The organism is Alteromonas sp. 1_MG-2023 (genome assembly GCF_030547075.1).
GTDB lineage: Bacteria > Pseudomonadota > Gammaproteobacteria > Enterobacterales > Alteromonadaceae > Alteromonas.
In genome coordinates this window covers 37639-60735 of sequence record NZ_JAUOQH010000005.1, presented here as the reverse complement: position 1 = coordinate 60735, position 23097 = coordinate 37639, and the positions used below count along the sequence as shown (strand labels likewise).

26 protein-coding genes are annotated in these 23097 nt (G+C 42.3%); 2 read left to right on the top strand and 24 right to left on the bottom strand.

The features are described 5' to 3' along the window. Positions 1-86 precede the first annotated feature (86 nt). Positions 87-581: a nuclear transport factor 2 family protein gene (locus Q4561_RS06900; RefSeq protein WP_303458613.1), complete on the top strand. Its 495-nt coding sequence runs from the start codon at positions 87-89 to the stop codon at positions 579-581. Positions 582-626: 45 nt separating this feature from the next. Here Q4561_RS06900 and Q4561_RS06895 read toward each other — a convergent pair whose 3' ends face one another. From Q4561_RS06895 to Q4561_RS06885, 3 genes are all read right to left on the bottom strand, one after another. Next, complete coding sequence (locus tag Q4561_RS06895) at positions 627-1259, bottom strand: OmpA family protein (protein ID WP_303458611.1); 633 nt, start codon at positions 1257-1259, stop codon at positions 627-629. A gap of 508 nt (positions 1260-1767) precedes the next feature. Further along, a complete protein-coding gene (locus tag Q4561_RS06890) occupies positions 1768-2964 on the bottom strand; it encodes an HD-GYP domain-containing protein (protein WP_303458610.1) in 1197 nt (398 codons plus the stop codon). A 100-nt stretch (positions 2965-3064) separates the two neighbouring features. Further along, complete coding sequence (locus Q4561_RS06885; RefSeq protein ID WP_303458608.1) at positions 3065-3403, bottom strand: MGMT family protein; 339 nt, start codon at positions 3401-3403, stop codon at positions 3065-3067. Positions 3404-3458: 55 nt separating this feature from the next. Between Q4561_RS06885 and Q4561_RS06880 the strand changes: the two genes are divergently transcribed. Further along, a complete protein-coding gene (locus tag Q4561_RS06880) occupies positions 3459-4040 on the top strand; it encodes a tRNA-uridine aminocarboxypropyltransferase (RefSeq protein ID WP_303458606.1) in 582 nt (193 codons plus the stop codon). Positions 4041-4068: 28 nt separating this feature from the next. Here the strand turns inward: Q4561_RS06880 and Q4561_RS06875 are convergent, their stop codons facing one another. From Q4561_RS06875 to Q4561_RS06775, 21 genes are all read right to left on the bottom strand, one after another. Continuing rightward, complete coding sequence (locus Q4561_RS06875) at positions 4069-4668, bottom strand: glutathione S-transferase family protein (protein WP_303458604.1); 600 nt, start codon at positions 4666-4668, stop codon at positions 4069-4071. Positions 4669-4705: 37 nt separating this feature from the next. Continuing rightward, on the bottom strand, positions 4706-5668 hold the full coding sequence (locus Q4561_RS06870; RefSeq protein WP_303458603.1) for a hypothetical protein: 963 nt from the start codon (positions 5666-5668) through the stop codon (positions 4706-4708). A 153-nt stretch (positions 5669-5821) separates the two neighbouring features. Beyond that, positions 5822-6403, bottom strand: coding sequence for a hypothetical protein (locus tag Q4561_RS06865; protein ID WP_303458602.1), 582 nt, complete (start codon positions 6401-6403; stop codon positions 5822-5824). 559 nt (positions 6404-6962) lie between these two features. Next, complete coding sequence (locus tag Q4561_RS06860; protein WP_303458601.1) at positions 6963-7379, bottom strand: F0F1 ATP synthase subunit epsilon; 417 nt, start codon at positions 7377-7379, stop codon at positions 6963-6965. A 58-nt stretch (positions 7380-7437) separates the two neighbouring features. Next, on the bottom strand, positions 7438-8823 hold the full coding sequence (gene atpD / locus Q4561_RS06855; protein WP_013786810.1) for a F0F1 ATP synthase subunit beta: 1386 nt from the start codon (positions 8821-8823) through the stop codon (positions 7438-7440). Between the two features lie 33 nt (positions 8824-8856). After that, complete coding sequence (gene atpG, locus Q4561_RS06850; RefSeq protein WP_057795063.1) at positions 8857-9717, bottom strand: F0F1 ATP synthase subunit gamma; 861 nt, start codon at positions 9715-9717, stop codon at positions 8857-8859. 62 nt (positions 9718-9779) lie between these two features. Further along, positions 9780-11321, bottom strand: coding sequence for a F0F1 ATP synthase subunit alpha (gene atpA, locus Q4561_RS06845; protein WP_061998124.1), 1542 nt, complete (start codon positions 11319-11321; stop codon positions 9780-9782). A 13-nt stretch (positions 11322-11334) separates the two neighbouring features. Next, positions 11335-11868: a F0F1 ATP synthase subunit delta gene (gene atpH / locus Q4561_RS06840; protein WP_211070334.1), complete on the bottom strand. Its 534-nt coding sequence runs from the start codon at positions 11866-11868 to the stop codon at positions 11335-11337. A 14-nt stretch (positions 11869-11882) separates the two neighbouring features. Beyond that, positions 11883-12353 carry a F0F1 ATP synthase subunit B gene (gene atpF / locus Q4561_RS06835; RefSeq protein WP_303458599.1) on the bottom strand — a complete coding sequence of 157 codons (471 nt, stop codon included), beginning with the start codon at positions 12351-12353 and terminating at the stop codon, positions 11883-11885. A gap of 37 nt (positions 12354-12390) precedes the next feature. Then, positions 12391-12621 (bottom strand): F0F1 ATP synthase subunit C, encoded by a 231-nt coding sequence (gene atpE, locus Q4561_RS06830; protein WP_061998127.1) that lies wholly within the window; start codon positions 12619-12621, stop codon positions 12391-12393. 105 nt (positions 12622-12726) lie between these two features. Continuing rightward, positions 12727-13560, bottom strand: a complete 834-nt coding sequence (atpB, locus tag Q4561_RS06825) for a F0F1 ATP synthase subunit A (protein ID WP_303458595.1) — start codon at positions 13558-13560, stop codon at positions 12727-12729. A 99-nt stretch (positions 13561-13659) separates the two neighbouring features. Then, complete coding sequence (locus tag Q4561_RS06820) at positions 13660-14043, bottom strand: ATP synthase subunit I (protein WP_303458594.1); 384 nt, start codon at positions 14041-14043, stop codon at positions 13660-13662. 205 nt (positions 14044-14248) lie between these two features. Then, positions 14249-15127 carry a ParB/RepB/Spo0J family partition protein gene (locus Q4561_RS06815; RefSeq protein ID WP_303458593.1) on the bottom strand — a complete coding sequence of 293 codons (879 nt, stop codon included), beginning with the start codon at positions 15125-15127 and terminating at the stop codon, positions 14249-14251. Positions 15128-15176: 49 nt separating this feature from the next. Next, positions 15177-15971 (bottom strand): ParA family protein, encoded by a 795-nt coding sequence (locus Q4561_RS06810; RefSeq protein ID WP_303458592.1) that lies wholly within the window; start codon positions 15969-15971, stop codon positions 15177-15179. A gap of 11 nt (positions 15972-15982) precedes the next feature. Continuing rightward, positions 15983-16627: a 16S rRNA (guanine(527)-N(7))-methyltransferase RsmG gene (gene rsmG, locus Q4561_RS06805; RefSeq protein WP_303458591.1), complete on the bottom strand. Its 645-nt coding sequence runs from the start codon at positions 16625-16627 to the stop codon at positions 15983-15985. 14 nt (positions 16628-16641) lie between these two features. After that, positions 16642-18543: a tRNA uridine-5-carboxymethylaminomethyl(34) synthesis enzyme MnmG gene (gene mnmG / locus Q4561_RS06800; protein WP_303458588.1), complete on the bottom strand. Its 1902-nt coding sequence runs from the start codon at positions 18541-18543 to the stop codon at positions 16642-16644. Between the two features lie 710 nt (positions 18544-19253). Further along, the gene (locus Q4561_RS06795; protein ID WP_303458586.1) at positions 19254-20075 is read right to left on the bottom strand and encodes an ATP-binding protein; all 822 of its coding nucleotides are present in this window, start codon (positions 20073-20075) and stop codon (positions 19254-19256) included. A 4-nt stretch (positions 20076-20079) separates the two neighbouring features. Further along, positions 20080-20751: a DnaT-like ssDNA-binding domain-containing protein gene (locus Q4561_RS06790; RefSeq protein ID WP_303458584.1), complete on the bottom strand. Its 672-nt coding sequence runs from the start codon at positions 20749-20751 to the stop codon at positions 20080-20082. Continuing rightward, positions 20748-21185: an FMN-binding protein MioC gene (gene mioC / locus Q4561_RS06785; protein WP_303458583.1), complete on the bottom strand. Its 438-nt coding sequence runs from the start codon at positions 21183-21185 to the stop codon at positions 20748-20750. Before mioC ends, Q4561_RS06790 begins: the two co-directional genes overlap by 4 nt. A 3-nt stretch (positions 21186-21188) precedes the next feature. Continuing rightward, entirely contained in the window at positions 21189-22577 is a 1389-nt protein-coding gene (mnmE, locus tag Q4561_RS06780; RefSeq protein ID WP_303458582.1) for a tRNA uridine-5-carboxymethylaminomethyl(34) synthesis GTPase MnmE, read from the bottom strand. Between the two features lie 3 nt (positions 22578-22580). Beyond that, complete coding sequence (locus Q4561_RS06775; RefSeq protein WP_057795044.1) at positions 22581-23063, bottom strand: YajQ family cyclic di-GMP-binding protein; 483 nt, start codon at positions 23061-23063, stop codon at positions 22581-22583. Positions 23064-23097 lie beyond the last annotated feature (34 nt).

Here is a 23097-nt window from a genome sequence, read left to right as displayed (position 1 = left end):
TTGGCTAACGCTAAATTTTCGCATACTCTAAAGCGACTTAACGATTGTTTCATGTGAAACCTTTTTACCCCTTAGGAGTGTCTTTCATGCGTTTACTTATCGCGCTAATTTGTACAGTTAGTTTCTATACAATGGGTGCTCAGTTAGATGAAAGCCCTGCAAATAAAGAACAAAACGTAAATCAAATTCTGGATTCACTTCACCAATTTGCGTCAGACGCTAAATTCGATGAGTACTTTTCGTTATATAGTGATAAAGCCGTTTTTATTGGAACGGATGCCTCAGAAGTTTGGTCTGTAAGTGACTTCAAAGCCTATGCAAAACCTCACTTTTCTAAAGGAAGGGGCTGGACCTATACCCCTCACTCTAGGCATATCTATTTCTCACCCGCGCAAGATGTCGCTTGGTTTGATGAGTTGCTGGACAATGATAGTTTAGGCCTCACGCGAGGTACGGGTGTATTGATACTTGAAAATAACAAATGGAAAGTCAGTCAATACCATCTAACTATTCCAGTACCAAACCCACTTGCTGATGATGTTGCCCAGCAAATTAAAGACTATCAAAAAAAGGGACGTTAAAAGAACAAAAGGGCCTATAAAGGCCCTAAAGTATTGATTTAACGTCTATTGTGTAAGCGGTTGAATTTCTAGTTCTACTCGGCGGTTCATCGAACGATTTGCCGGCGTGTCATTAGGCACTTTAGGCTGATATTCACCCATACCTACCGTAGTTATACGGGTTGAGTTAACACTGTAGTTAAGTAATACGTTTCTTACCGCACCCGCACGGCGTTCAGATAACCCTTGGTTGTACTGCTCTGATCCTGTGTCGTCTGTGTGACCTTTAATCATCAACACTGTCTTTTCATAATTGTTGACTACCTTGGCAACATCTTGAAGTACTGGGTTAAAGTTTGGGCTGATAGAAGAACTATCGGTAGCAAAGGTAATGTCGCCAGGCATGATAAGGCGCAAATTATCACCTTCACGTACTACTTGAACGCCAGTATCTGATAATTCACTTCGCAATTCTTCCTCTTGCTTGTCCATATAGCCACCAATTGCACCACCCGCGATGGCACCCACAGCAGCTCCCCATGCGTAACGACTCTTGTCATTATCGCCGGTTGCTTTACCTAATAATGCGCCCACAACTGCGCCAATCGCAGCGCCTTTCTGAGAATTAGATGGGTCATTTGCACAGCCTGCAACGGCTAATGATGCCGCAATTAAAGTAATTCCTATGGTCTTTTTCATAACATCCTCGGTACGTCGTTATTAATTGTTGCGATTAACATCAGCTTTTTTGAACCGGTAACCAATGCGTTTGCTTAATCTTCGCTGTTGCTATTCATCTATGTAGATACTAGTCAGCTATGTAGGTATTAATCAGTAATATGTATAAACAGCAATTTGTATTCCACAATCATTTGTTGAAATGAATGTAACCAAACAGCGATTCACTTTACCTGTATTGTAGAGGAACATAACTGAACGTAAGCTAAATGGCTTAGTATATGCATTTTGTATGAGGGTAGTGAGCTAGCGGGGTGGAACGGCATATACCTTTGCGTGTTTAAAAAATGATGAACTATGAGCTTAAAACGTCACGGTAAGCTTTCATTGATTACATGGCTTATCAACATCCATAGGCTTATGTAATCAATGAGTAATCAGTTTGTAAGGGGTACATACACAAGCATCTTTTTTACTTAGTCGCTTTTCTACTACACTTTTTTAAACTGTGTATTTTCTGAATGTAGCCTTACCCAATAGAAACTGAGCGCTCAAAAAAAGCATTCACATCAATTTTATAATCCGACGCCAGTGCGGCTTTAGAAATTTTGACATTTTTTTCTGAGGTTAAGTCGAGATCTTTGGGCTCTAAAAAGTGCCCGTTTCGAACCGAATAAAACACTTTAACCTTAGGCGCCAATGGAGAATCAGTCTGCTCGATAACCATGGCTAGACGCTCGTTGGAAAGTAAAACTAAACTGCCTACAGGATATATCCCCATACACTTAATAAATTGTTGCACTAACGCTAAATCAAGACGAGAAGGTGCATCGCTAAGTAAAATAGAAAATGCCTTTTGGCTAGACATTCCTGACTTATAAACTCTATCTGCTGTTAAGGCATCATACATATCAGCAATGGCCAACATACGCCCTTCACGACTGATATTCTCACCTTTTGTACCCATAGGATAACCTAGGCCATCTAAACGCTCGTGGTGTTCGCTAATAGTTCTAACGAGTGTTTTATCCAAATCTGTGGTCTTAAGATAATCGACGCCATGTTTTACATGGCCTTTCATAATATCCATTTCACTGTCGGTTAAACGGCCAGGCTTGTGCAATATTTCATCGGGGATTTGAATTTTTCCGAGGTCATGCAAAAAACCTGAATAGGAAAGATCTTGAACTTCACTTTCAGACATTCCTAAATGACGACCAAAATTTGCCAATAATATGGCTACATTCAGGGAATGCTCTAATAAGTAATCGTCTTTTTCACGAATTTTTGTGAGGCAGAGTAATGCGTCTGGATTTCGGTCTACCGAAGCCACTAAGCTTTTTGAAAATTCTTTTGGAATACTACTATCGAAGGGTTGTTCTTTCTTAACGCTATTCAGTAACTGCTTTTGAATACGCTTACCTTGCACGTGCAATTTGGTCGCGCGGGTTAATTCGTTTTCGAGACTAGCAGAAGGTTTTTTCGGGCCAAAACTTTTTTGTTTAACCGATTCTTCGTCTTTTATTTCCGGCTCTGTAGAGCCAACGCTAAATGCTTTCTCTGTATCAATTACAAGTGTCTTCACACCTCTTTTTTTGAGGGTATCCACAATAGCTAAAGACGTAACTCGGCCTTGGCTTTTAACCGAAAGCTGGCCTTTTTGTTCTAAAATTTGATGAACAAACATGCCTGGGATTAAGTCTTTTATTGTAATTTTTTTAAGCATTGTGAATGTAATACTACTTTAAAAAAGCCACACCAACGGGCGATGACCAAATGATGATGAATGAGAAAATAATAATAGCACTATGAAAAATTACCATTAATTACTGCTCTAGTTCTGCTAACAAAGTATACAAACTAGGTTTCCAACCAAAAATACCAATATTTACTCTGTGCTTTTTAACTACCACACCTTCTATCGTAAGTAATGTGCGTTGTTCTTCAGCTAATTCAGAACCCGGTGGAAAGGCTATCTTACCGTCAGACCTGATAACACGATGCCAAGGGGTCGTCTCTTGTGAACTCTTTAGGCATTTACCCACTAACCTAGCCCTACCCGGAAGGCCTGCTAAGTCTGCTAGTTGGCCATAACTGACAACACACCCACTAGGAACAATTGAAAGCGTTTTTAATATTTTTGATTCTAGCGCTTTATTAGTCATAATGCATATTATCCATTTTAACTAGTTCAATTGCGTTGCTATTCAAATTAAAACTATGAGAGCTAAATGTAATACCTGCGGTTACCCTGAAAAAACCTGTATTTGTTGTGATATCACTACCGTGATGATACCCATTAAGGTGTTTGTCATTCAACACGTTAAAGAGGCTTCCAATGCTAAAAATACCGCTAGATTACTCAAACTTTGCTCTGATGATATAGATATAGTTACTATAGACAATATTGACGCTATGGAAGCACTGTCTCAATCATGCCATTGTGATTCAACCGCACTTCTATACCCTAGTACAAATAGTATATCACTCGAATCACAACATGAAAAAATCGCCTCTTCACTACAAAACTTATTGGTAATAGACGGAAGCTGGAAACAAGCCTACGCGATACTACAGCAATTCCCATGGCTACAATCTATGCCTAGTTTTCACTTCGAACACGCTCCATCTTCACAATACCGAATAAGACATACTCGCGTTAGTGAAGGATTATCTACCCTTGAAGCTACCGCGTATACCTTAAGCACGTTATATAATATTAACACTGAGCCCTACATTAAGTTACAAAACGCAATGCAAGATAACTGGAGGGGGCCTAAAGCCCATCAGCGCAGCATATAGCCTTTAAAAAAACGCAGAGTGATGTCGTCTAAACATCCATAGGGATAAAACCTTTTTGTTCCCTAATAAGTGCGATCCAATTTCTGATAGCAGGATAGGGCGCAAGGTCAAACCCGCCTTCATGTGCAACGTGGGTATAAGCAAATAAAGAAATATCAGCTAACGAGACGTAATTACCTAGCAAAAATGGCGTTTTACTAAGTTGATTATCCATGACTTCCAACGCCCTGTAACCACCAGCTTGCTTAGCTTCATATTCCGCGACTCTGTCTTCGGGTAGACCCAAGTACAGGTTGATATAACGTGCAACCGCAATATAAGGCTCGTGGCTATACTGTTCAAAGAACTGCCATTGTAATAGGCTAGCGAAGGTAAAGGGTGAACTAGGTATAAATGTAGAGCCCGATGCCAGATAATGCATAATCGCATTTGACTCAGAAAGCACTCGACCGTCTTCTAACTCTAAAATAGGGATTTTTCCGTTTGGTGATTTAGCAAGAAATGCGTCTGTCCTGCATTCACCTTTTAAGATATCTACATCAACCCACTCACATGCTTTCCCTAATAAGGCCAATAAAAGCTGTAATTTATAGCAATTGCCCGATCGTCTATCTCCGTATATCAGCATGGGTATCTCCTGTTGAACGAATAGTTATCTTAATAAGCTACCCGTAGTAAAAGGATTCTACAAATAGAAAAATAAGCCATGATACAGGCAATGGCATCAAGCACATGAGTAGTCGAAACTTTTGAGTTTTATTTAGAATTTTACGTAAGGATTCTTTATTCGTTGCAATGGATTCTATTTTTTTACTTAGCGATGTTTTTGTATCACCCTGCACTTGACGTCGAATAAGCTGAGTTATTTCGTTTTCTTGCTCTTTAACGACTTTTTTCGACACAGTGCGTATACGTTTGGCGACCATAGCCATAGGTAGGAACAAATAGGCTGAAATAAATACTGCGTAAACGGTTAGCACTACTATGTCGAAATAGGGAACGGGTTTATTAATCCAAAACACTGGGGTTAGTGCAAACCCACACACTGCAATTAAGGTGTTCGATAGCGCCATATCAAAGGTTTCTCTCAGCAAGTGAAGTTCTTTGATTGAGTAAGCATGTTCCATCGATGCCATTTTTTTTAAATAATGGGTATTACTAAATACTTGCAGAATAAAGAGTGTCAGCAATAACCAAAACACTATCGAAGTTAACGCGATAACCAATACTTCTGGCTCATCAATTCGTGAAATCAGACCCTCTGATAATAAATACAGTATAGGCATGATCACCCCAACCGTTGTCGACCACATAACATGTCGAGTAAATTGGCTCGCTAATATTTGACGGTGATAACTGAACTGTCCTAGCTTCTGTGCACTTGCCAACATAGCGATTAATGTACTCGCTACGTTTTTATGAACACTTCTAATGGTAAACCAAAAGAAGCCTGAAAGCAGTGTGGTGCCAAGTGCTGTATTGAAGTCTCGTTGATGATCGGTACCGTGAATAGGCCAGGATATTGCACCGGTCCAATTATGTATAAATAGTAAAATTAAAATCAAGAAAAGGGGATACGCCCAAACACTGACTAATTTGCGGTTACTCTCGTAAGCACTTAACTTCATCTTAATTTTTAGTCACTAGTAATTGAATTATGAAAGGGTAGAAGAACGTTTAGTTAACGTTGAAACGCGGATTATACGGATATCTGAAGAGCAAACCAAATCTAAAAAGTACTTAAATTCACCTATGTTTAAGAAAGGGGTACATGGCTTAAACTAAAGTATCAACTCAATCATTGAAACCAGTATCCATGAAACAAAGATTAAGCCAAAAGCAGTAATCGTCTTTAATGCTTTTCTAAATTCATTAGATTTACACATGAATTTTGAAAGGTAAGCACTGTCGGAAGCATAGCTCGACTCCACAGTATTTGAATTCGCTTCAACGCCAAATCTACTGTTGCCCACTTGTTCTTTTAAGGTCGATTTTAACTTTAACACGGGTGCAATCGTATAGGTCATCACCATGAGCGATATACCTACTACCATCAAAATCTCTGATAGAGACAGCGTTAGGTTGAACCAAAATACAGGCAATATTGTGAGTAAGCCTAGTGCAATAACTAGGTTGGCTTGTGTCAAGTTAGTGATATCGTTCACAGAGGCGCTATAGTCGATTGGCTCCTTAATGCTTGGCAGAATATTTTTGATCAAATAACTCACATTTGACTTAACTTGGAATAAAAATAGAGAGGTGAGTAAACAAAAAGTGACAAATGACGCGAGTAGGGAAATTTCTCTTATGTTGTAATCTTCACTGGTTGTCCCTCTAATAAAAGCGAATATTAACATCAACATAGATGACACTATTATTGAGTTTATAATTTGATGATGAAACGCCCTAGTTAATTTTTGCCTATGAAGAAAAAATTGTCCCAACTGATTTTTCTTTATTAATAGCGATATTAACGTGCTCGCTAGGTTCTTGTGAATGCACGTAAGTCCGTACCAAAAATATCCAATGAACAATGAAATACTGATCGCGCAATTGAAACTTAGTTGAGCACTTCTATTGCCTGTTTCTGGCCAGAAAAACGCACCTGAATAAATGTTTAATAGCGGAATGGCTAGTAAAGCTAATAGGGGAGATAAGCCAATAAACTTATGTTGTTTATTGGTATGAGAGGATATCTTCATAAGACCATGTGTATATGCTAACGAAAGGGTATGAGTAGGGTGCGCGCTTGCTAACTCACTATAACTTACTGTGAGTTACCAACTATATCCTTACTACGTAGGCAGTCGTTATATTCATCAAAACTTATATTATTCTATTGGCGTGTAAATTTATACTATTTATATACTTAATAAATAAAAAAACCCGCCATAAGGCGGGCTTTTGTAAACAGCGAATCGATTACTTACGTAACTTCTTAATAAGTTGAAGTTGCGCGATTGCTTCAGACAACTGTTGGGTTGCTTCTGCATAATCAAAGTCTGCGCCTGGGTTGGCGATGTGCTCTTCAGCACGTCGTTTGGCTTCTTCTGCTGCTTGCTCGTCAAGATCTTCTGCACGAACCGCAGTATCAGCCAGAACGGTGACATTACCAGGCTGTACTTCTAGTACACCACCAGCAACGTAGATAATTTCTTCTTCACCGAACTGCTTAACCAAACGCACCATACCAGGTTTAATAGCAGAGATAAGTGGCGCGTGACCTGGGTGTATACCTAGTTCACCTTCGCTACCTGTCACTTGGATCGTTTCGACAAGACCAGAAAAAATTTCTTTTTCCGCGCTTACTACGTCCAAATGTACTGTCATTGCTGCCATAGAACCTCCTGATTAGGTACGTTAGCACATTAATAGGCTGACAGAGTCAGCCACATAATTATGCTTTATTGGCTTTCTCTTGCGCTTCTTCGATAGAACCAACCATGTAGAAGGCTTGTTCTGGTAGAGAGTCATATTCACCTTCCAGGATACCTTTAAAGCCACTGATAGTGTCTTTAAGCGATACATATTTACCTGGAGAGCCAGTGAATACTTCTGCTACGAAGAAAGGCTGAGAAAGGAAGCGCTGAATTTTACGAGCACGTGATACCACTTGCTTGTCTTCTTCAGACAACTCGTCCATACCTAGGATGGCAATGATGTCTTTCAACTCTTTGTAACGCTGAAGTACAGTTTGTACGCCACGTGCTACGTCGTAGTGCTCTTGACCGATTACTAATGGGTCAAGCTGACGTGAAGTTGAATCTAGTGGGTCTACCGCAGGGTAGATACCAAGAGACGCGATATCACGAGAAAGTACAACTGTTGCGTCTAAGTGAGCAAAGGTTGTTGCCGGAGATGGATCCGTCAAGTCATCCGCAGGTACGTATACCGCTTGGATTGACGTGATTGAACCTGTCTTCGTAGACGTAATACGTTCTTGAAGTACACCCATCTCTTCTGCAAGCGTAGGCTGGTAACCTACCGCAGACGGCATACGACCTAGAAGAGCAGATACTTCTGTTCCAGCTAGGGTATAACGGTAGATGTTATCTACGAAGAATAGTACGTCACGACCTTCGTCACGGAACTTCTCAGCCATAGTAAGACCTGTCAAAGCAACACGTAAACGGTTACCAGGAGGCTCATTCATTTGGCCGTAAACCAACGATACTTTATCAAGTACGTTAGAGTCGTTCATTTCATGATAGAAATCGTTACCTTCACGAGTACGCTCACCAACACCAGCGAATACAGAGAAACCACTGTGTTCGATTGCGATGTTACGGATAAGCTCCATCATGTTTACAGTTTTACCTACACCAGCACCACCGAATAAACCAACTTTACCACCCTTAGCGAATGGGCAAACCAAGTCGATTACTTTGATACCAGTTTCTAGTAATTCTACTGAGCTAGACTGATCTTCGTAGCTAGGCGCTGCACGGTGAATAGACATACGGTCTTCTTCGCCAATTGGGCCTGCTTCGTCGATTGGGTTACCCAATACGTCCATGATACGGCCAAGTGTAGCTGTACCCACTGGAACCATAATAGGGTTTTCAGTGTTCTCTACAGCCAAACCGCGCTGTAAGCCATCAGTAGAACCTAGGGCGATAGAGCGAACTACACCGCCACCTAATTGTTGTTGCACTTCTAGGGTTAACCCAGACAAGCCACCTTCGGTAACTCGTAGTGCGTCATAAACTCTTGGTACCGCAGTTTGTGGAAACTCAATGTCCACAACGGCGCCAATGATTTGGACGACCTTACCTTGACTCATAATTTGTCCTCGTTATCTTTTAGAAACCTTTGCCTACACCGCTGCGGCACCGCTCACAATCTCACTAATTTCTTGTGTGATTGCAGCTTGACGCGCTTTGTTATATATCAGTTGTAACTCATCAATTAAGTCACCAGCATTGTCGGTTGCTGCCTTCATGGCAACCATTCGCGCAGCTTGTTCTGACGCCGCGTTTTCTACAACACCCTGATACACCTGAGACTCAATGTAACGCACCATTAATGCTTCCAAAATTTCTTTTGGATCTGGTTCGTATATGTAGTCCCAACGATGCTTATATTCTTCGTCTTCAGACTTTGGCAAAGGCAATAACTGATTGATCACAGGCTTCTGTGTCATGGTGTTTACGAAGTCATTAAATACCAAGAAAACTCGGTCTAATTTGCCTTCGTCGTAAGCTTTAAGCATTACGCGTACAACACCTACTACATCGCTCACAGACGGCTTATCACCCAATCCAGATTCAGCGGCAAGCAAAGTGCCACCAAAACGGTTGAAGAAAGAGCACGCTTTAGAACCTAATGCAGCGAAGTCCACTTCTACACCTTGGTCACGCCATTTTTTGACGTCCTGAGTGACAAGCTTAAATTCATTACTGTTTAAGCCACCACACAAGCCTCGGTCAGTAGAAATCACAATGTAGCCGACGCGCTTAACTTCACGCTCTTCCAAATAAGGATGGCGGAACTCAAGGTTACCGTTAGCAATGTGACCAATCACTTTTAGCATGTTTTGCGCATATGGACGGCCAGAGGCCATACGTTCTTGCGCCCGTTTCATTTTGGACGCAGCAACCATTTCCATTGCACTGGTAATCTTTTGAGTATTTTTAATACTCCCAATCTTACCTTTTATTTCTTTACCGCTGGCCATGACTATCTCTCCGATTACTCAACGTGAAGCCGATGGTGTTTACACATCATCGGCTGCATTGATTACCAAGTTTGTGTCGCTTTAAATTGTGTCAAAGCGTCAGTTAACTTAGCGGCGATTTCGTCGTTGAAGTTACCAGTTTCGTTGATAGTCTTCATAAGGTCAGCGTTTTCGCTGTTCATGTAAGAATGAAGAGCCGCTTCAAAATCTAAGATTTTGCCAAGCTCAACGTCCTTAAGGAAACCTTTTTCAACCGCGAACAATGATACGCCCATATCTGCAATAGACAGTGGTGCATATTGTTTCTGTTTCATTAGCTCTGTTACGCGCTCACCGTGCTCAAGTTGCTCACGGGTTGCATCATCAAGGTCAGATGCGAACTGCGAGAATGCCGCCAATTCACGATACTGAGCAAGTGCAAGACGAATACCACCGCCCAGCTTCTTGATGATTTTAGTTTGCGCAGCACCACCAACACGAGATACCGATACACCAGCGTTAACCGCTGGACGGATACCTGCGTTAAACAAGTCAGTTTCTAAGAAGATCTGACCATCTGTAATCGAGATTACGTTGGTAGGTACGAAAGCAGATACGTCACCAGCTTGCGTTTCGATAATTGGAAGCGCAGTTAATGAACCGGTTTTGCCTTTTACTTCACCGTTTGTATAACGCTCAACGTATTGTTCGTTTACACGAGCAGCACGTTCTAGCAAACGAGAGTGAAGATAGAAAACGTCACCAGGGTAAGCTTCACGACCAGGAGGACGCTTAAGTAGCAATGAAATTTGACGGTAAGCAACAGCTTGCTTAGACAAATCATCATATACGATTAGTGCATCTTCACCGCGGTCACGGAAGTATTCACCCATAGTACAACCAGAGTATGGTGCAAGGTATTGCAATGCAGCAGACTCAGACGCAGAAGCAGCAACGATAATGGTGTGACCCAATGCGTCGTGCTCTTCAAGCTTACGTACCACGTTAGCGATAGTAGAAGCTTTCTGACCAACCGCTACGTACACACATTTAATGCCTGTACCTTTTTGGTTGATGATAGCGTCGATTGCCATTGCGGTTTTACCACACTGACGGTCGCCGATGATAAGTTCACGTTGACCACGACCAACTGGGATCATGGCATCAACTGACTTATAACCAGTTTGGATTGGCTGATCTACCGATTGACGCTCGATTACACCAGGTGCAATCTTTTCTACTGGCTCAAAGCCAGCTGCATCAATGGCGCCTTTACCGTCGATAGGCTCACCAAGTGTGTTTACAACACGACCTAGTAGGGCATTACCAACAGGTACTTCAAGAATACGGCCAGTAGATTGTACTTTTACGCCTTCCTGTAAGTCCGCATATGGACCCATTACAACCGCACCTACAGAGTCTCGCTCAAGGTTTAGTGCAATAGCGTAGCGGCTTCCAGGAAGCTCAATCATTTCACCTTGCATTACATCGGCAAGGCCATGAATGCGGATAATACCGTCAGTTACTGCGACGATAGTACCTTCATTGCGTGCTTCACTGCTTACATTGAACTGTTCAATTCTTTTCTTGATCAGTTCAGCAATTTCAGTGGAATTAAGTTGCATGCTCTTATCCCCGTTATGCTTGCAACGCGTCTGCTAGACGGTTCAATTTCGATTTTACGGAACCATCTATTACTGTATCGCCGGCTTTAATAACCATGCCAGCGATCAGGTCAGGATTCACGTTACAATTAAGCTTCACTTTACGTGCCAAACGTTTTTCCAACGATGCAACCAAATCGGTTTTCTGTGCATCGTTCAGCGCAGAGGCTGAAGTTACGTCTACTTCAATTTCTTTGTCGTAATCTGCTTTAAAGGCATCAAACACATTTGAAATTTCAGGCAACGCGGCTAAACGTTTATTTTCAGCCAGAATCTTTACAAGATTCTGACCATGATCATCGAGTTGCTCACCACAAACATTGATGAAAATGTCAGCCAGTGTATCTGCAGCTACTGCTCCAGATAACAACTGATGCATATCATCGTTTTGTGCTACTGCACCTGCAAAGGTCAGCATTTCTTGCCACTTCGCAATGGCATTCTTCTCGACGGCGAAATCGAAAGCTGCTTTAGCGTAAGGACGAGCAACGGTTGTCAATTCAGACATGGCTCATCTCCCTCTTAAAGCTCAGCGACAAGTTTTTCAACAATGTCGTTTTGTGCGTTAGCATCAATTTCACGTTGTAAGATTTGCTGTGCGCCAGCTACTGCTAATGCAGACACTTGCTTGCGCAAATCTTCTTTGGCACGATTGCGTTCAGCTTCAATTTCGGTGTAGCCAGAAGCAATAATCTTCTCGCGTTCTGCATGGCCTTTCTGCGTTTCTTCGTCAACCAATTGGTTGGCGCGCTTTTTGGCTTGCTCGATAATATCGGCTGCTTGCGCTTTCGCGTCTTTCATTTGCTCAGTGGCTTTCGCTTGAGCAAGTTCTAAGTCTTTCTCTGCACGTTCAGAAGCTTCAAGCCCATCGGCTATCTTCTTTTGACGTTCTTCAATCGCTGCCATTAGCGGTGGCCATACATATTTCATGCAGAACACTACAAATACAGCAAAGGCGATTAATTGACCAATAAAAGTGGCGTTAAGATTCACTCTCGCCCCTCCTTATAATAGTTCGCTAAAGACTGAATTAAAGTAAGTATTCAGGTGGAGCGAACAATAGGAATAGTGCAATACCTACACCGATCATCGCGATAGCGTCAATAAGACCTGCTACGATGAACATTTTTACTTGTAGTTGAGGCGCAAGCTCTGGCTGACGAGCAGCGGACTCTAGGAATTTACCACCTAGAAGACCGAAGCCGATAGCGGTACCAAGCGCACCCATACCAATTAGGATAGCAACTGCAATTGCAAGCATGTTAAATCTCCGATTTAAAGTTAAGTTAAAGTTAATGTTAAAAGTAGAACTCGGTTATCAACCGCGCCGATATTTCCAGGCAATACCGACACGGGTTAATGCTTATTAATGGTCTTCACATGCCAAGCTTAAATACACGATGGTTAGCATCATGAAAATAAACGCTTGCAGAGGGAGAACCAATATGTGGAATACAGCCCACATAAAGTGTAAAGGTAATTGGAAGTAACCAATGGTGGCTATCAAAATAAAGATTAGCTCACTGGCGTATAAGTTACCGAATAAACGCAGTGCTAATGAAAGCGGGCGAGCTAGTAAGGTAACGGTTTCCAGAATGAAGTTCACCGGAATAAATATTGGGTGACCGAAAGGTTGCATAGTAAGTTCTTTAGTAAAACCACCAATGCCCTTCATTTTGATTGAATAGAAAAGAATAAGAACAAATACGCCTGCTGCTAATGCAAACGTTAAGTTAAGGTCAGTAGTAGGCACAGCCTTCATATAAACATCATGAGGGTCCATACCAAACGCGTGCTGACCAACAAGACCTGCAACCCAAGGAATAAGGTCAACTGGTACTAAATCCATCAGGTTCATCAATAAAACCCAAACAAAAATAGTGAGTGCAAGTGGTGCAATTAGCGCACTTCTTCCATGGAAGGTGCTTTTTACGTTGTCGTCAACGAACTCAATCACCAATTCCACAAACGCCTGCATTTTACCAGGTACGCCTGTAGTGGCTTTTGAAGCTACGCTTCTAAAAACAACAAGAAATAGTATGCCAAGGCCAATTGACCAGGCTAGTGTGTCGACATGCCACGCCCAAAAACCTGCATCAGAGCATGCTTTGTTAAAAGCAATTCCGTTGTCGGTTGAGCACATGGTGGCATTGGTCAAGTGGTGCTTGATATATTCTGAGGTAGTGTATTCAGATGCCATTGTTTAACCTAAGTTGTAAAGTGTAAAAATTGGTGACTGGTTCCAGTACATATTCGTAAGCAAGTATTCAGTAGCTATTTATTAATCGTTATTGTTTGACTACTTCGTACCATAACGGAACATGGCCAGTGCATGACTGGCGGTTGTAGCGACATAAGCCACGAAAACTTCGATAGGCGCGGCATTTAAGCCTGCAAATGTCACTACAAATAAAATGATTGTCAGTGCCAGTTTCAATTTTGAACCTTGGCTAAAACTTCGGGCAACAAGTTCGTTTTTACTCGCACCAGCATATCTAAATGCAAACCCTGAAAAAACGGCTGTTGGCAGTATGCTTATCACTGCGCCAGCGGCGGTTGATATTGCAGAATGTTGACCTGCGATAATCCCCGCAAAAAGGGTTATTATTAGTGCCGCGACTAACTGAAACAGAATGCCTTTTTTGGCAATAAATAATCCGTGTTCAGCTAACTTGTTTTTCACGTTGCCCTACTGCTTGTTCATGTCTAACGAAAAGCGTCAGAAGTATACTGTTTTACCGACAATTTTCAACAGTACATCGCATTTTGAAAGTTATTCTGAAAATATTCTAACGCTATAACCGGAAAGGAGGCTGTCCACAGCCCAAGTTTTAGGAATGAATGGCCTCGCTATTAATGCTTACTACTTTTCAGCATATAAATATAACTTATTGAATTTTAGTTATTATTCCATCTAATTGTTGTAAATCGTCAAAGCTAATGACTAATTTACCTTTCCCTTTTGCGTTATGGTCTATTGATACCGGTGCCCCTAAATTTTCTGAAAGTCGGGTCATAAGGTTTTGCACATCAGGATCAATTTGCTTATCTTGCTTCGTTTTTTCTGGTTCAAGCAGTTTTTTGACCAGCTTTTCTGTATCACGAACCGTTAAACCTTTACCCGAAACGACATTTGCCGCTTCTGATTGTTTATCACCATCAAGGGCAAGCAATGCACGAGCATGACCCATTTCAATATCACCATGCTCAACTAACAATTTTACGTCATCATTAAGATTGTTAAGGCGAAGCAAGTTCGTCACGGTTGTGCGTGATTTACCTACGGCTTCAGCGACTTCTTGATGGGTCAGGGAGAATTCATTCATTAGACGATCTAATGCCTGCGCTTCTTCCATGGCGTTTAAATCTTCGCGTTGAATATTTTCAATTAGCGCGATAGCAACGGCAGCTTCATCTGGTACGTTTTTAACTAAGCAAGGCACTTCATCAAGTTGAGCAAGTTGCGATGCGCGCCAGCGACGTTCGCCCGCAATAATTTCGTACTTGTTGTCGTCTACTTTGCGTACCACAATAGGTTGAATAATACCTTGGGCACGAATTGATGAGGCAAGTTCTTCAAGGGCATCGGGAGACATGTCTTTTCGAGGCTGATATTTGCCAGGCACAAGAAATTCTATCGGTAACTTACTAAGTTCGCTTTGTGTTGCATCTGACGCCGCAGAATCCATCTCTCTTTGCGATGTAGATTGACTGGTTGCTAATAGCGCATCCAAGCCACGACCTAGCCCTCTTTTTCTTGCTGACATATTACCCTCAATGGCCTATTTGCTGATATGCATTACGCTTTATTATAATTTAACTGGCTTTTGCCTGACTTGGTGCAGATTTATCACGGCGACGTAAAATTTCACCCGCCAATGCTAAATATGCTTTAGCCCCTGTAGAAGATTTATCGTAGTACATCGCTGGAGTACCAAAACTTGGCGCTTCAGCTAACCGCACATTGCGCGGAATGACAGTACGGTAAACTTGCTCACCAAAATGACGTTTTAATTGCTCTGAAACGTCGTTTGCAAGACGGTTACGGGGGTCGTACATGGTACGCAATACACCCTCAATCTTCAATTCAGGATTTACCACTGACGCGAGTTTTTGAATGGTATCCATTAACGCCGTTAACCCTTCAAGCGCGTAATATTCACACTGCATTGGCACCATGACTGAGTCAGCAGCAGCTAATGCATTTACCGTAAGTTGGTTTAGTGAAGGAGGGCAGTCAATAAAGATGAAGTCGTAATAATCGAGAACAGGTTTTAACGCATTTCTAAGGCGCACTTCACGGGCAAACATTTCCATTAACTTAATTTCAGCTGCTGTCACGTCGCCATTGGCAGCCACCAAATCAAATTTACCCGCAGTATTTTTAACAATAACGTCGTTGATAGGTTGTTCTTCGACAAGCAACTCAAATGCGGTAGCGTGAACATCGTATTTATCGACACCGCTCCCCATGGTTGCGTTACCTTGTGGATCCAGGTCAATCAGTAGCACTTTACGTTTTGTTGCAGCCATTGATGCTGCAACATTCACTGCAGTAGTAGTTTTACCTACACCACCTTTTTGATTCGCGATCGCGATTACCTTTGCCACAATAAGTCCTGTTATGCCTTTTTAATCCAAACGAGGTGTCGTTCGCCCACCAGATTCGGTACAGTGAGACTTTCCGTTTTGATCACCTGATAGTGATCACTCACTTCTTTTAGTTCGTCTTCTGGAAACTGCCCTTTAAGCGCAAGGAACTGCCCGTCTGAATTTACCAGATGTTCGCACCAGTGCAACATATCTTTTAACGAAGCAAATGCGCGACTAAGTACTATATCATACGGTTGCGCTGGGGTATGTGCTTCAACACGACTTTGAACGGGCGTCACATTTGATAATTTCAAAGCATGAACACTTTGGGTCATAAATCGAACACGCTTGCCTAAACTATCAAGCAAGGTAAAGGCGATTTCAGGGAACGCTATCGCCAGAGGCATGCCCGGTAAACCAGGGCCAGTACCAACATCGATAATGTGGTTAACTTCATGTTTGGCTAAATATGGATATATCGCCAATGAGTCCAAAATATGTTTTACCATCATCTGCTTCGGATCGCGCACCGATGTCAGATTGTAGGCTTTGTTCCATTTATCAATCAGTAGCACAAAACCCACTAGCTTTTCTTGCTGCTCATCGCTGAGTTGAAGGGATTGTGCTGCAAGGCCAGTGGCCAGTATTTCGTGTAATTCTTGCTCTAAACTCATAAATTGAAATCTGCTTAAGCGCTTAATTTATCGTGTTTTCTCAACATGCCGTGCTTTTTCAAATACACCAAAAGCAAGGAAATTGCGGCCGGGGTAATACCCGATATACGTGATGCTTTACCAATGGTTTCAGGTCTCGCTTCGGTGAGCTTAGCCACCACTTCGTTTGATAAACCTGAGATCTTAGTAAAATCGAGATCAACGGGTAGCAAAGAATTCTCATGACGCTGTGTTTTGGCTATTTCGTCCATTTGGCGCGCAATATAACCTGCATACTTAATTTGGATCTCAACTTGTTCTGCCGCAATAGGATCGGTTAAACCAGGTCCAATACTTTCAATCTCCATCAATTGACGATAGGTCATTTCAGGGCGACGAATAAGTTCTTCTAACGAATGCTCTTTGCTCACCGGTGTTTTAAGCAGGGTATTTAACGCTGGCGTAGCACTATGATCTTTGTGGACCCAATTTCCACGCATGCGTTGTAATTCGCCTTCAACCGCTTCTTGTTTAGTGTTGAATGCGGCCCAGCGTGCATCATCCACTAAGCCTATCTCACGACCTAACGCGGTTAAGCGACTATCGGCGTTATCTTCACGCAGCAATAATCGATATTCAGCACGGCTTGTAAACATACGATAGGGTTCTTTCGTTCCCATGGTAGCCAGATCGTCAATCAATACGCCCATGTAGGCTTGATCACGACGTAAAATAAGAGGATCTTTTTCTTGTGCTTGCAGCGACGCATTTGCGCCAGCAATGAGGCCTTGTGCACCGGCTTCTTCATAACCGGTTGTGCCGTTAATTTGGCCAGCAAAGAACAAGCCTTTGATAAATTTGTTTTCGAGTGTTTGTTTCAGATCTCTTGGATCGAAGAAATCATACTCAATCGCATACCCAGGACGCACGATATGCGCGTTCTCAAAACCTTTGATTGAGCGAACAAGACTCATCTGAATATCAAAAGGCAAGCTGGTTGAAATACCATTTGGATAAACTTCAATGCTGTTTAAGCCTTCTGGCTCCACAAAAATTTGGTGCGAATCTTTGTCTGCAAAACGGGTGATCTTATCTTCAATGCTTGGGCAGTAACGGGGGCCAATACCCTCAATGACGCCAGTAAACATAGGAGAGCGATCAAGTCCGCCTCGGATAATGTCGTGTGTTTTTTCGTTAGTATGCGTGATGTAACACGGGATCTGTTGTGGATGCATTTCACGGTTGCCCATGAATGAAAATACCGGTGTTGGATTATCACCAGGTTGTGCCTGCATCACACTAAAATCTAACGAACGGGCATCTAAACGTGCAGGTGTACCGGTTTTTAAGCGGTCTACACGAAACGGTAAAGCACGTAAACGATCAGCGAGGGCTATCGAAGGGGGATCGCCTGCGCGTCCACCACGATAGTTCTCAAGGCCTATGTGAATGGTGCCGCCTAAGAATGTTCCTACTGTGAGTACCACGGTTTTGGCTTTAAATTTAAGCCCCATTTGGGTAACCACGCCAGTTACCTGATCGTTTTCAACCACAAGATCGTCAACGCTTTGTTGAAACAACGTAAGGTTTTCTTGGCTTTCTACAATTTTACGAATAGCTTGGCGGTAAAGGGTTCTGTCAGCCTGAGCACGCGTTGCACGAACAGCTGGTCCCTTGCTTGAATTTAGGGTTCTAAACTGAATACCGCCTTGATCGGCAGCCAAACCCATAGCACCACCAAGTGCATCAATTTCTTTTACCAAATGACCTTTGCCGATCCCACCGATCGCTGGGTTGCAAGACATCTGTCCAATGGTTTCAATGTTATGGGTTAACAGTAAGGTGTTTGAACCCATGCGAGCAGCAGCTAGCGCAGCTTCTGTTCCAGCATGACCACCACCAACTACGATGACATCAAATGCTTGGGTGTAATACATATCGAACCTCACTATTAACGTAAATGGAGTAACTTTTTTCTTTTGTGAACAAGCTGAAAAAAGGGCGCGTATTTTAGCTGACTTATTGCATAAAGAAAATGGTTAAATTTTCTTCAATGCAGTTGTTCATTTCTTTTCGATTTGCTTTATTGATCTTAAGATCTCTTATAGATCTGTTTATTTTTATTATTATTAGGATCAGCAAGATCTGTTAGTAACCCTTTAAAGCAGTTTCAGATCATGAAGTTACACGATCTAAAAGGTTGTGCAATACAGATCGATAACCCCCTCATGATCTTGTGTATAAACCCCTTAGTTATCCACATGGGCAATTGTGAATAAAGTTACTCATTCTTCAGTAAGAGCTTATACACAGTGGTTTGTAGGATCCTATCCACAGCACTGATCAAGATGTGATCGCATTGGGGATAAAATGTTGGTTATTACCGTTGTTAGATCGCTAAACAAGCATGGAATCAGGCTTTCAGAGCGATCTCTTTGTGGATGAGATCTTTCCACAATTTGTGAGTGGATCATGTGATCACTCATTATCTTTTATTTTGTGATCGGAGAAATAATTAAAAAATTATCGAGGAAACAGAAAAAATTAGTTACGCAGAGGAGCAATGATCATTATTAATGACAGCCTTTTAAAGAAATACGAGGGGTTTTTACTGATCGTTAAGCGCGCTTTCTCTGCGGTTTTTAGTTTAGCGAACCTGGTTAGGTTGATATCTCGGCGTGATACTTTGTGCTTCAGCTTCATCTTGTGTTAAGCCTTCACGTCTACTTGGGCCTTGAAAGCGTACTTTATAAGTATCGTATTCTTTGACTGACTCAAAGCAATAACGGCCCATAGCGTGTTCTAGCTCGCCTAAACTATGGTTGGTAATTAAGATGCAGTTCTTTTTATTCACCAAACGTTGGCGCAATAAATTGCCTAGCCAGCTTTGGGTATTCTTTTTAAGTACGGTTTCATTCACACAGACTTCATCAAGAATGAGTAAATCGACTTCAAGTAACTCCTGGTTTGCTTCTCTGAATTTCTGGCCTACGTTGTCTGTGGCACTAAAATCGTAAGAGAAATAACGCATTTCCAATAGGGTGGAAAGCTGCCTATATAATACGGAGATCTCGTATTGTTCTATGAGCTGATGGGCGATCGCGCCAGCAATATGAGACTTACCTCGGCCATAATCGCCGTAGAATAACATCATGTGAGAACCACTCTGACGCCAAGCGGGATCGTCATGAGCAGCAATGAATGACTGTGCAATAGATACCGCTTCAATAACATCGTCGCTGTCTTCTATCAAATTAGCGAACGTCCACTTGGGGTTTAGATCAGAACGCCCATGAATGGCTTCTACACGCGCTTTTTTAGAGCGTTGTTGTAGTTGACCAATCTCTTGGTTTGCTTGGTTCTCGTACTGCTTTCTAAGCGTTGCGTAATCGATGTATTCATCGTTAGGCTCTGAAGGCTTGTTAAGGGCCTTTGCAAGATTCGCAATTTTGTCTGTAATTCGATCCATAGCGTTAGTTCTTCTTTGTCGATGTGGCGTATTTTTCCACCAGCTTTCTTGCATTATCATCCGCTTCGATACCGGCTGCAACTTTCACTTGCTGATTTCCCACTTTTCTTACAGGAGAATAACCCGCAGCTACGCGCTTATGTTTAATATTGTGAGCGAATTTCTGTGTCCATTGGAATTCACTTAGTATCGTGCCAGGCCTACCTAGCCAGTATGAGATGAATTCGCCCACTTCATTATCATCATACTCAGTATCGATAATACCGAGTAGAGAGGCCATCTCTAAGAACAGATCTTTATTTGGTTTCCAAGCAGCTGAAATAGCAAAATGAGACTTATGCAGGGCATCAAAGTTTGATTGCGCATTGTTTATTAACGGGAGAAGTAGAGCTTTACCATTAATTGAGTGTTCTAAATCCAGTTCTTCCGGAAAAACCACCAGCCCAACGAGTTCAAGCTGTTTTAACAGGCTATTAATTTGCCGGCCACGTTGATAAGCGCTGTCTTTTTGTTCGCCGTTCAATAACGAGAGTAAGAACTTATAATCGATAGCAGCACTTGCCGTTGAAGCCGTGTTGGCCGTTGGGCGTAAGCCAAGCAAGTAAAGTACGCGGCAATCGTTTGATATTGGCGATTGTAGTACCGCGAGTTCAGCTTGCGTTAGCGTTGTACTCATGCAGTTTCCAAGGAGCGTTCGAACAGTGCTACCGCTTCATCTTCTGGAATAGGATGTTCTAACACATCAATATGTATGGGGGCGGCAAGAAGGGTAGCGCCGGTATTTTTCATCGCGGTTTCTATGTCTTTTGCGCCATGGCAGAAGGTATCGTAACTTGTGTCACCTAAACCAATCACATAAAAATTCACGCCTGTTAAGTCAGTGTCTTTTAATGATTTTGCAAAAGGTTGGATATTATCAGGTAGTTCACCCGCACCATGTGTTGATGTACACACTATCCATGTCGAATCTTTATTAATGTCACTGAGTGTTGGTTCAAGATGAATAGTGAATGTGTTGCCCTGTTGCTCTAGTGTTTTAGCAATAGCTTCGGCCACATATTCTGAAGCGCCAAGCATGGTACCCACAATTATTTCGTAGTGCGTTGTCATTAGTTATTTACCAATACAGAAAGATGAAAATATCTTACCAAGTAAGTCGTCCGAGGTGAATTCACCAGTGATTTCACATAATGACTGATGTGCTAATCGAAGTTCTTCTGCAAGTAATTCACCGGCCATCGCATCGTGAAGTTGCTGTTCGCCTATCACCACAAATTGATAAGCTTTTTCCAACGCATCAAGGTGACGTCTTCGGGCGATGAATTGCCCTTCAGTGGTTGTGTCGAACCCCATGGTACTGGCTAGATGATCTCGCAGAGTATCGATACCGTTGCTTTGTTTTGCTGAAATATTAATAACCGGCATATCGCCATGTTCGGTTTTTACGTTATTCAGGCCGACTTGTAAGTCGCTAAGATCCGCTTTGTTTTTGATTACCGTTGTTGGGATACCCTCTGGTAAGCGCGCCATAAATTCAGGCCAAATTTTATAAGGATCTGCCACATCGGTAGTGGTTGAATCGGTAACAAAAAGTACGTGATCGGCTTCGCTAATGGCTTGCCATGCTCGCTCAATACCAATTTGTTCTACTTTGTCTGGGCTATCACGAAGACCTGCGGTATCAATGATATGTACCGGCATGCCGTTAATATTAATATGCTCTTTTAATACATCACGAGTAGTGCCTGCAATCTCGGTGACAATGGCGCTATCTCGGCCTGCTAATGCATTTAGTAAACTTGATTTACCCGCATTAGGGCGCCCGGCGATAACCACCTGCATACCTTCTCTGAGCAGACTTCCTTGCTTAGCTTGCTCTCGTACAACTTGAAGATGCGCAAGTATGGCGGCTAGGTCGCCAGACACTTTTCCGTCAGATAAGAAATCAATTTCTTCTTCAGGAAAGTCGATAGCGGCTTCAACGTACATACGTAAATGAACAATTTGATCAGACAAGGTTTGTATTTGGGTTGAAAACTCGCCCTGTAACGAACGTAGCGCGCTTCTTGCTGCTTGTTTAGAGCTGGCATCTATTAAATCAGCGATAGCTTCAGCTTGCGCTAAATCGAGCTTGTCGTTAATAAAGGCTTGTTCACTGAACTCACCTGGGTTGGCTAATCGCGCCTTGCCAGTGGATAACACAGCGTCAATAAGCATATCCATCACAACCTGACCGCCATGACCTTGCAGCTCTAATACATCTTCGCCCGTAAATGAATTAGGCCCTTTGAAGAATAGCGCGATACCTTGGTCGATAACATTTTGTTGGCTATCGACAAACGGGGTATAGGTGGCCAATCTAGGGGTTAGGGCTGTGGGTACCAGGGTGGCGGCTATAGTTTTAGCATGGGGACCTGATACTCGTACAATGCCTACACCACCGCGCCCAGGGGCAGTAGCTTGGGCGGTAATGGTATCGGTTGTGATGATATGTGAATCCATATTTTAGTCGCGAAAGTTCTTAAATTGAAAAGGCTGACCTAAGTCTGATGATTTCACCAAGGCCATGGCTTGTTGTAAATCATCACGCTTTTTACCGGTTACTCGCAGTTCTTCACCTTGAATAGCCGTTTGTACTTTGATTTTTGCGTCTTTAATAATTTTTACGATTTTCTTCGCTATAGGCTGTTCTATGCCTTCTTTGAAAGCAATCGTTTGACGATAAGTTTTGCCGTTAGCATCAAAGGGCTTCATATCAATAAACGACGTATCTAGGTTTCGTTTAGAACAAGCGGTTCTGAACATGCTTTCCATTTGCTGCAACTGGAATTCAGCTTCCGCTTTCATTACCACGGTTTTCTCTTTGTATTCAAAGCTTGCTTCAATGCCGCGAAAATCGAAACGTGTCGCAAGTTCTCGGTGTGCGTTTTCAGTGGCGTTGCGCACTTCTTCCATATTGATTTCAGACACAATATCAAATGATGGCATAGTTAATTTATCCTCGTAGACAAAACAGCCCGCA

Excerpts from the sequence above, each read along its gene's own strand:
- Q4561_RS06900 (WP_303458613.1), top strand. The coding sequence starts at position 87 with ATGCGTTTACTTATCGCGCTAATTTGTACAGTTAGTTTCTATACAATG.
- Q4561_RS06895 (WP_303458611.1), bottom strand. The coding sequence starts at position 1,259 with ATGAAAAAGACCATAGGAATTACTTTAATTGCGGCATCATTAGCCGTT.
- Q4561_RS06890 (WP_303458610.1), bottom strand. The coding sequence starts at position 2,964 with ATGCTTAAAAAAATTACAATAAAAGACTTAATCCCAGGCATGTTTGTT.
- Q4561_RS06885 (WP_303458608.1), bottom strand. The coding sequence starts at position 3,403 with ATGACTAATAAAGCGCTAGAATCAAAAATATTAAAAACGCTTTCAATT.
- Q4561_RS06880 (WP_303458606.1), top strand. The coding sequence starts at position 3,459 with ATGAGAGCTAAATGTAATACCTGCGGTTACCCTGAAAAAACCTGTATT.
- Q4561_RS06875 (WP_303458604.1), bottom strand. The coding sequence starts at position 4,668 with ATGCTGATATACGGAGATAGACGATCGGGCAATTGCTATAAATTACAG.
- Q4561_RS06870 (WP_303458603.1), bottom strand. The coding sequence starts at position 5,668 with ATGAAGTTAAGTGCTTACGAGAGTAACCGCAAATTAGTCAGTGTTTGG.
- Q4561_RS06865 (WP_303458602.1), bottom strand. The coding sequence starts at position 6,403 with ATGTTGATGTTAATATTCGCTTTTATTAGAGGGACAACCAGTGAAGAT.
- Q4561_RS06860 (WP_303458601.1), bottom strand. The coding sequence starts at position 7,379 with ATGGCAGCAATGACAGTACATTTGGACGTAGTAAGCGCGGAAAAAGAA.
- atpD (WP_013786810.1), bottom strand. The coding sequence starts at position 8,823 with ATGAGTCAAGGTAAGGTCGTCCAAATCATTGGCGCCGTTGTGGACATT.
- atpG (WP_057795063.1), bottom strand. The coding sequence starts at position 9,717 with ATGGCCAGCGGTAAAGAAATAAAAGGTAAGATTGGGAGTATTAAAAAT.
- atpA (WP_061998124.1), bottom strand. The coding sequence starts at position 11,321 with ATGCAACTTAATTCCACTGAAATTGCTGAACTGATCAAGAAAAGAATT.
- atpH (WP_211070334.1), bottom strand. The coding sequence starts at position 11,868 with ATGTCTGAATTGACAACCGTTGCTCGTCCTTACGCTAAAGCAGCTTTC.
- atpE (WP_061998127.1), bottom strand. The coding sequence starts at position 12,621 with ATGCTTGCAATTGCAGTTGCTATCCTAATTGGTATGGGTGCGCTTGGT.
- atpB (WP_303458595.1), bottom strand. The coding sequence starts at position 13,560 with ATGGCATCTGAATACACTACCTCAGAATATATCAAGCACCACTTGACC.
- Q4561_RS06815 (WP_303458593.1), bottom strand. The coding sequence starts at position 15,127 with ATGTCAGCAAGAAAAAGAGGGCTAGGTCGTGGCTTGGATGCGCTATTA.
- rsmG (WP_303458591.1), bottom strand. The coding sequence starts at position 16,627 with ATGAGTTTAGAGCAAGAATTACACGAAATACTGGCCACTGGCCTTGCA.
- mnmG (WP_303458588.1), bottom strand. The coding sequence starts at position 18,543 with ATGTATTACACCCAAGCATTTGATGTCATCGTAGTTGGTGGTGGTCAT.
- Q4561_RS06795 (WP_303458586.1), bottom strand. The coding sequence starts at position 20,075 with ATGGATCGAATTACAGACAAAATTGCGAATCTTGCAAAGGCCCTTAAC.
- Q4561_RS06790 (WP_303458584.1), bottom strand. The coding sequence starts at position 20,751 with ATGAGTACAACGCTAACGCAAGCTGAACTCGCGGTACTACAATCGCCA.
- mioC (WP_303458583.1), bottom strand. The coding sequence starts at position 21,185 with ATGACAACGCACTACGAAATAATTGTGGGTACCATGCTTGGCGCTTCA.
- mnmE (WP_303458582.1), bottom strand. The coding sequence starts at position 22,577 with ATGGATTCACATATCATCACAACCGATACCATTACCGCCCAAGCTACT.
- Q4561_RS06775 (WP_057795044.1), bottom strand. The coding sequence starts at position 23,063 with ATGCCATCATTTGATATTGTGTCTGAAATCAATATGGAAGAAGTGCGC.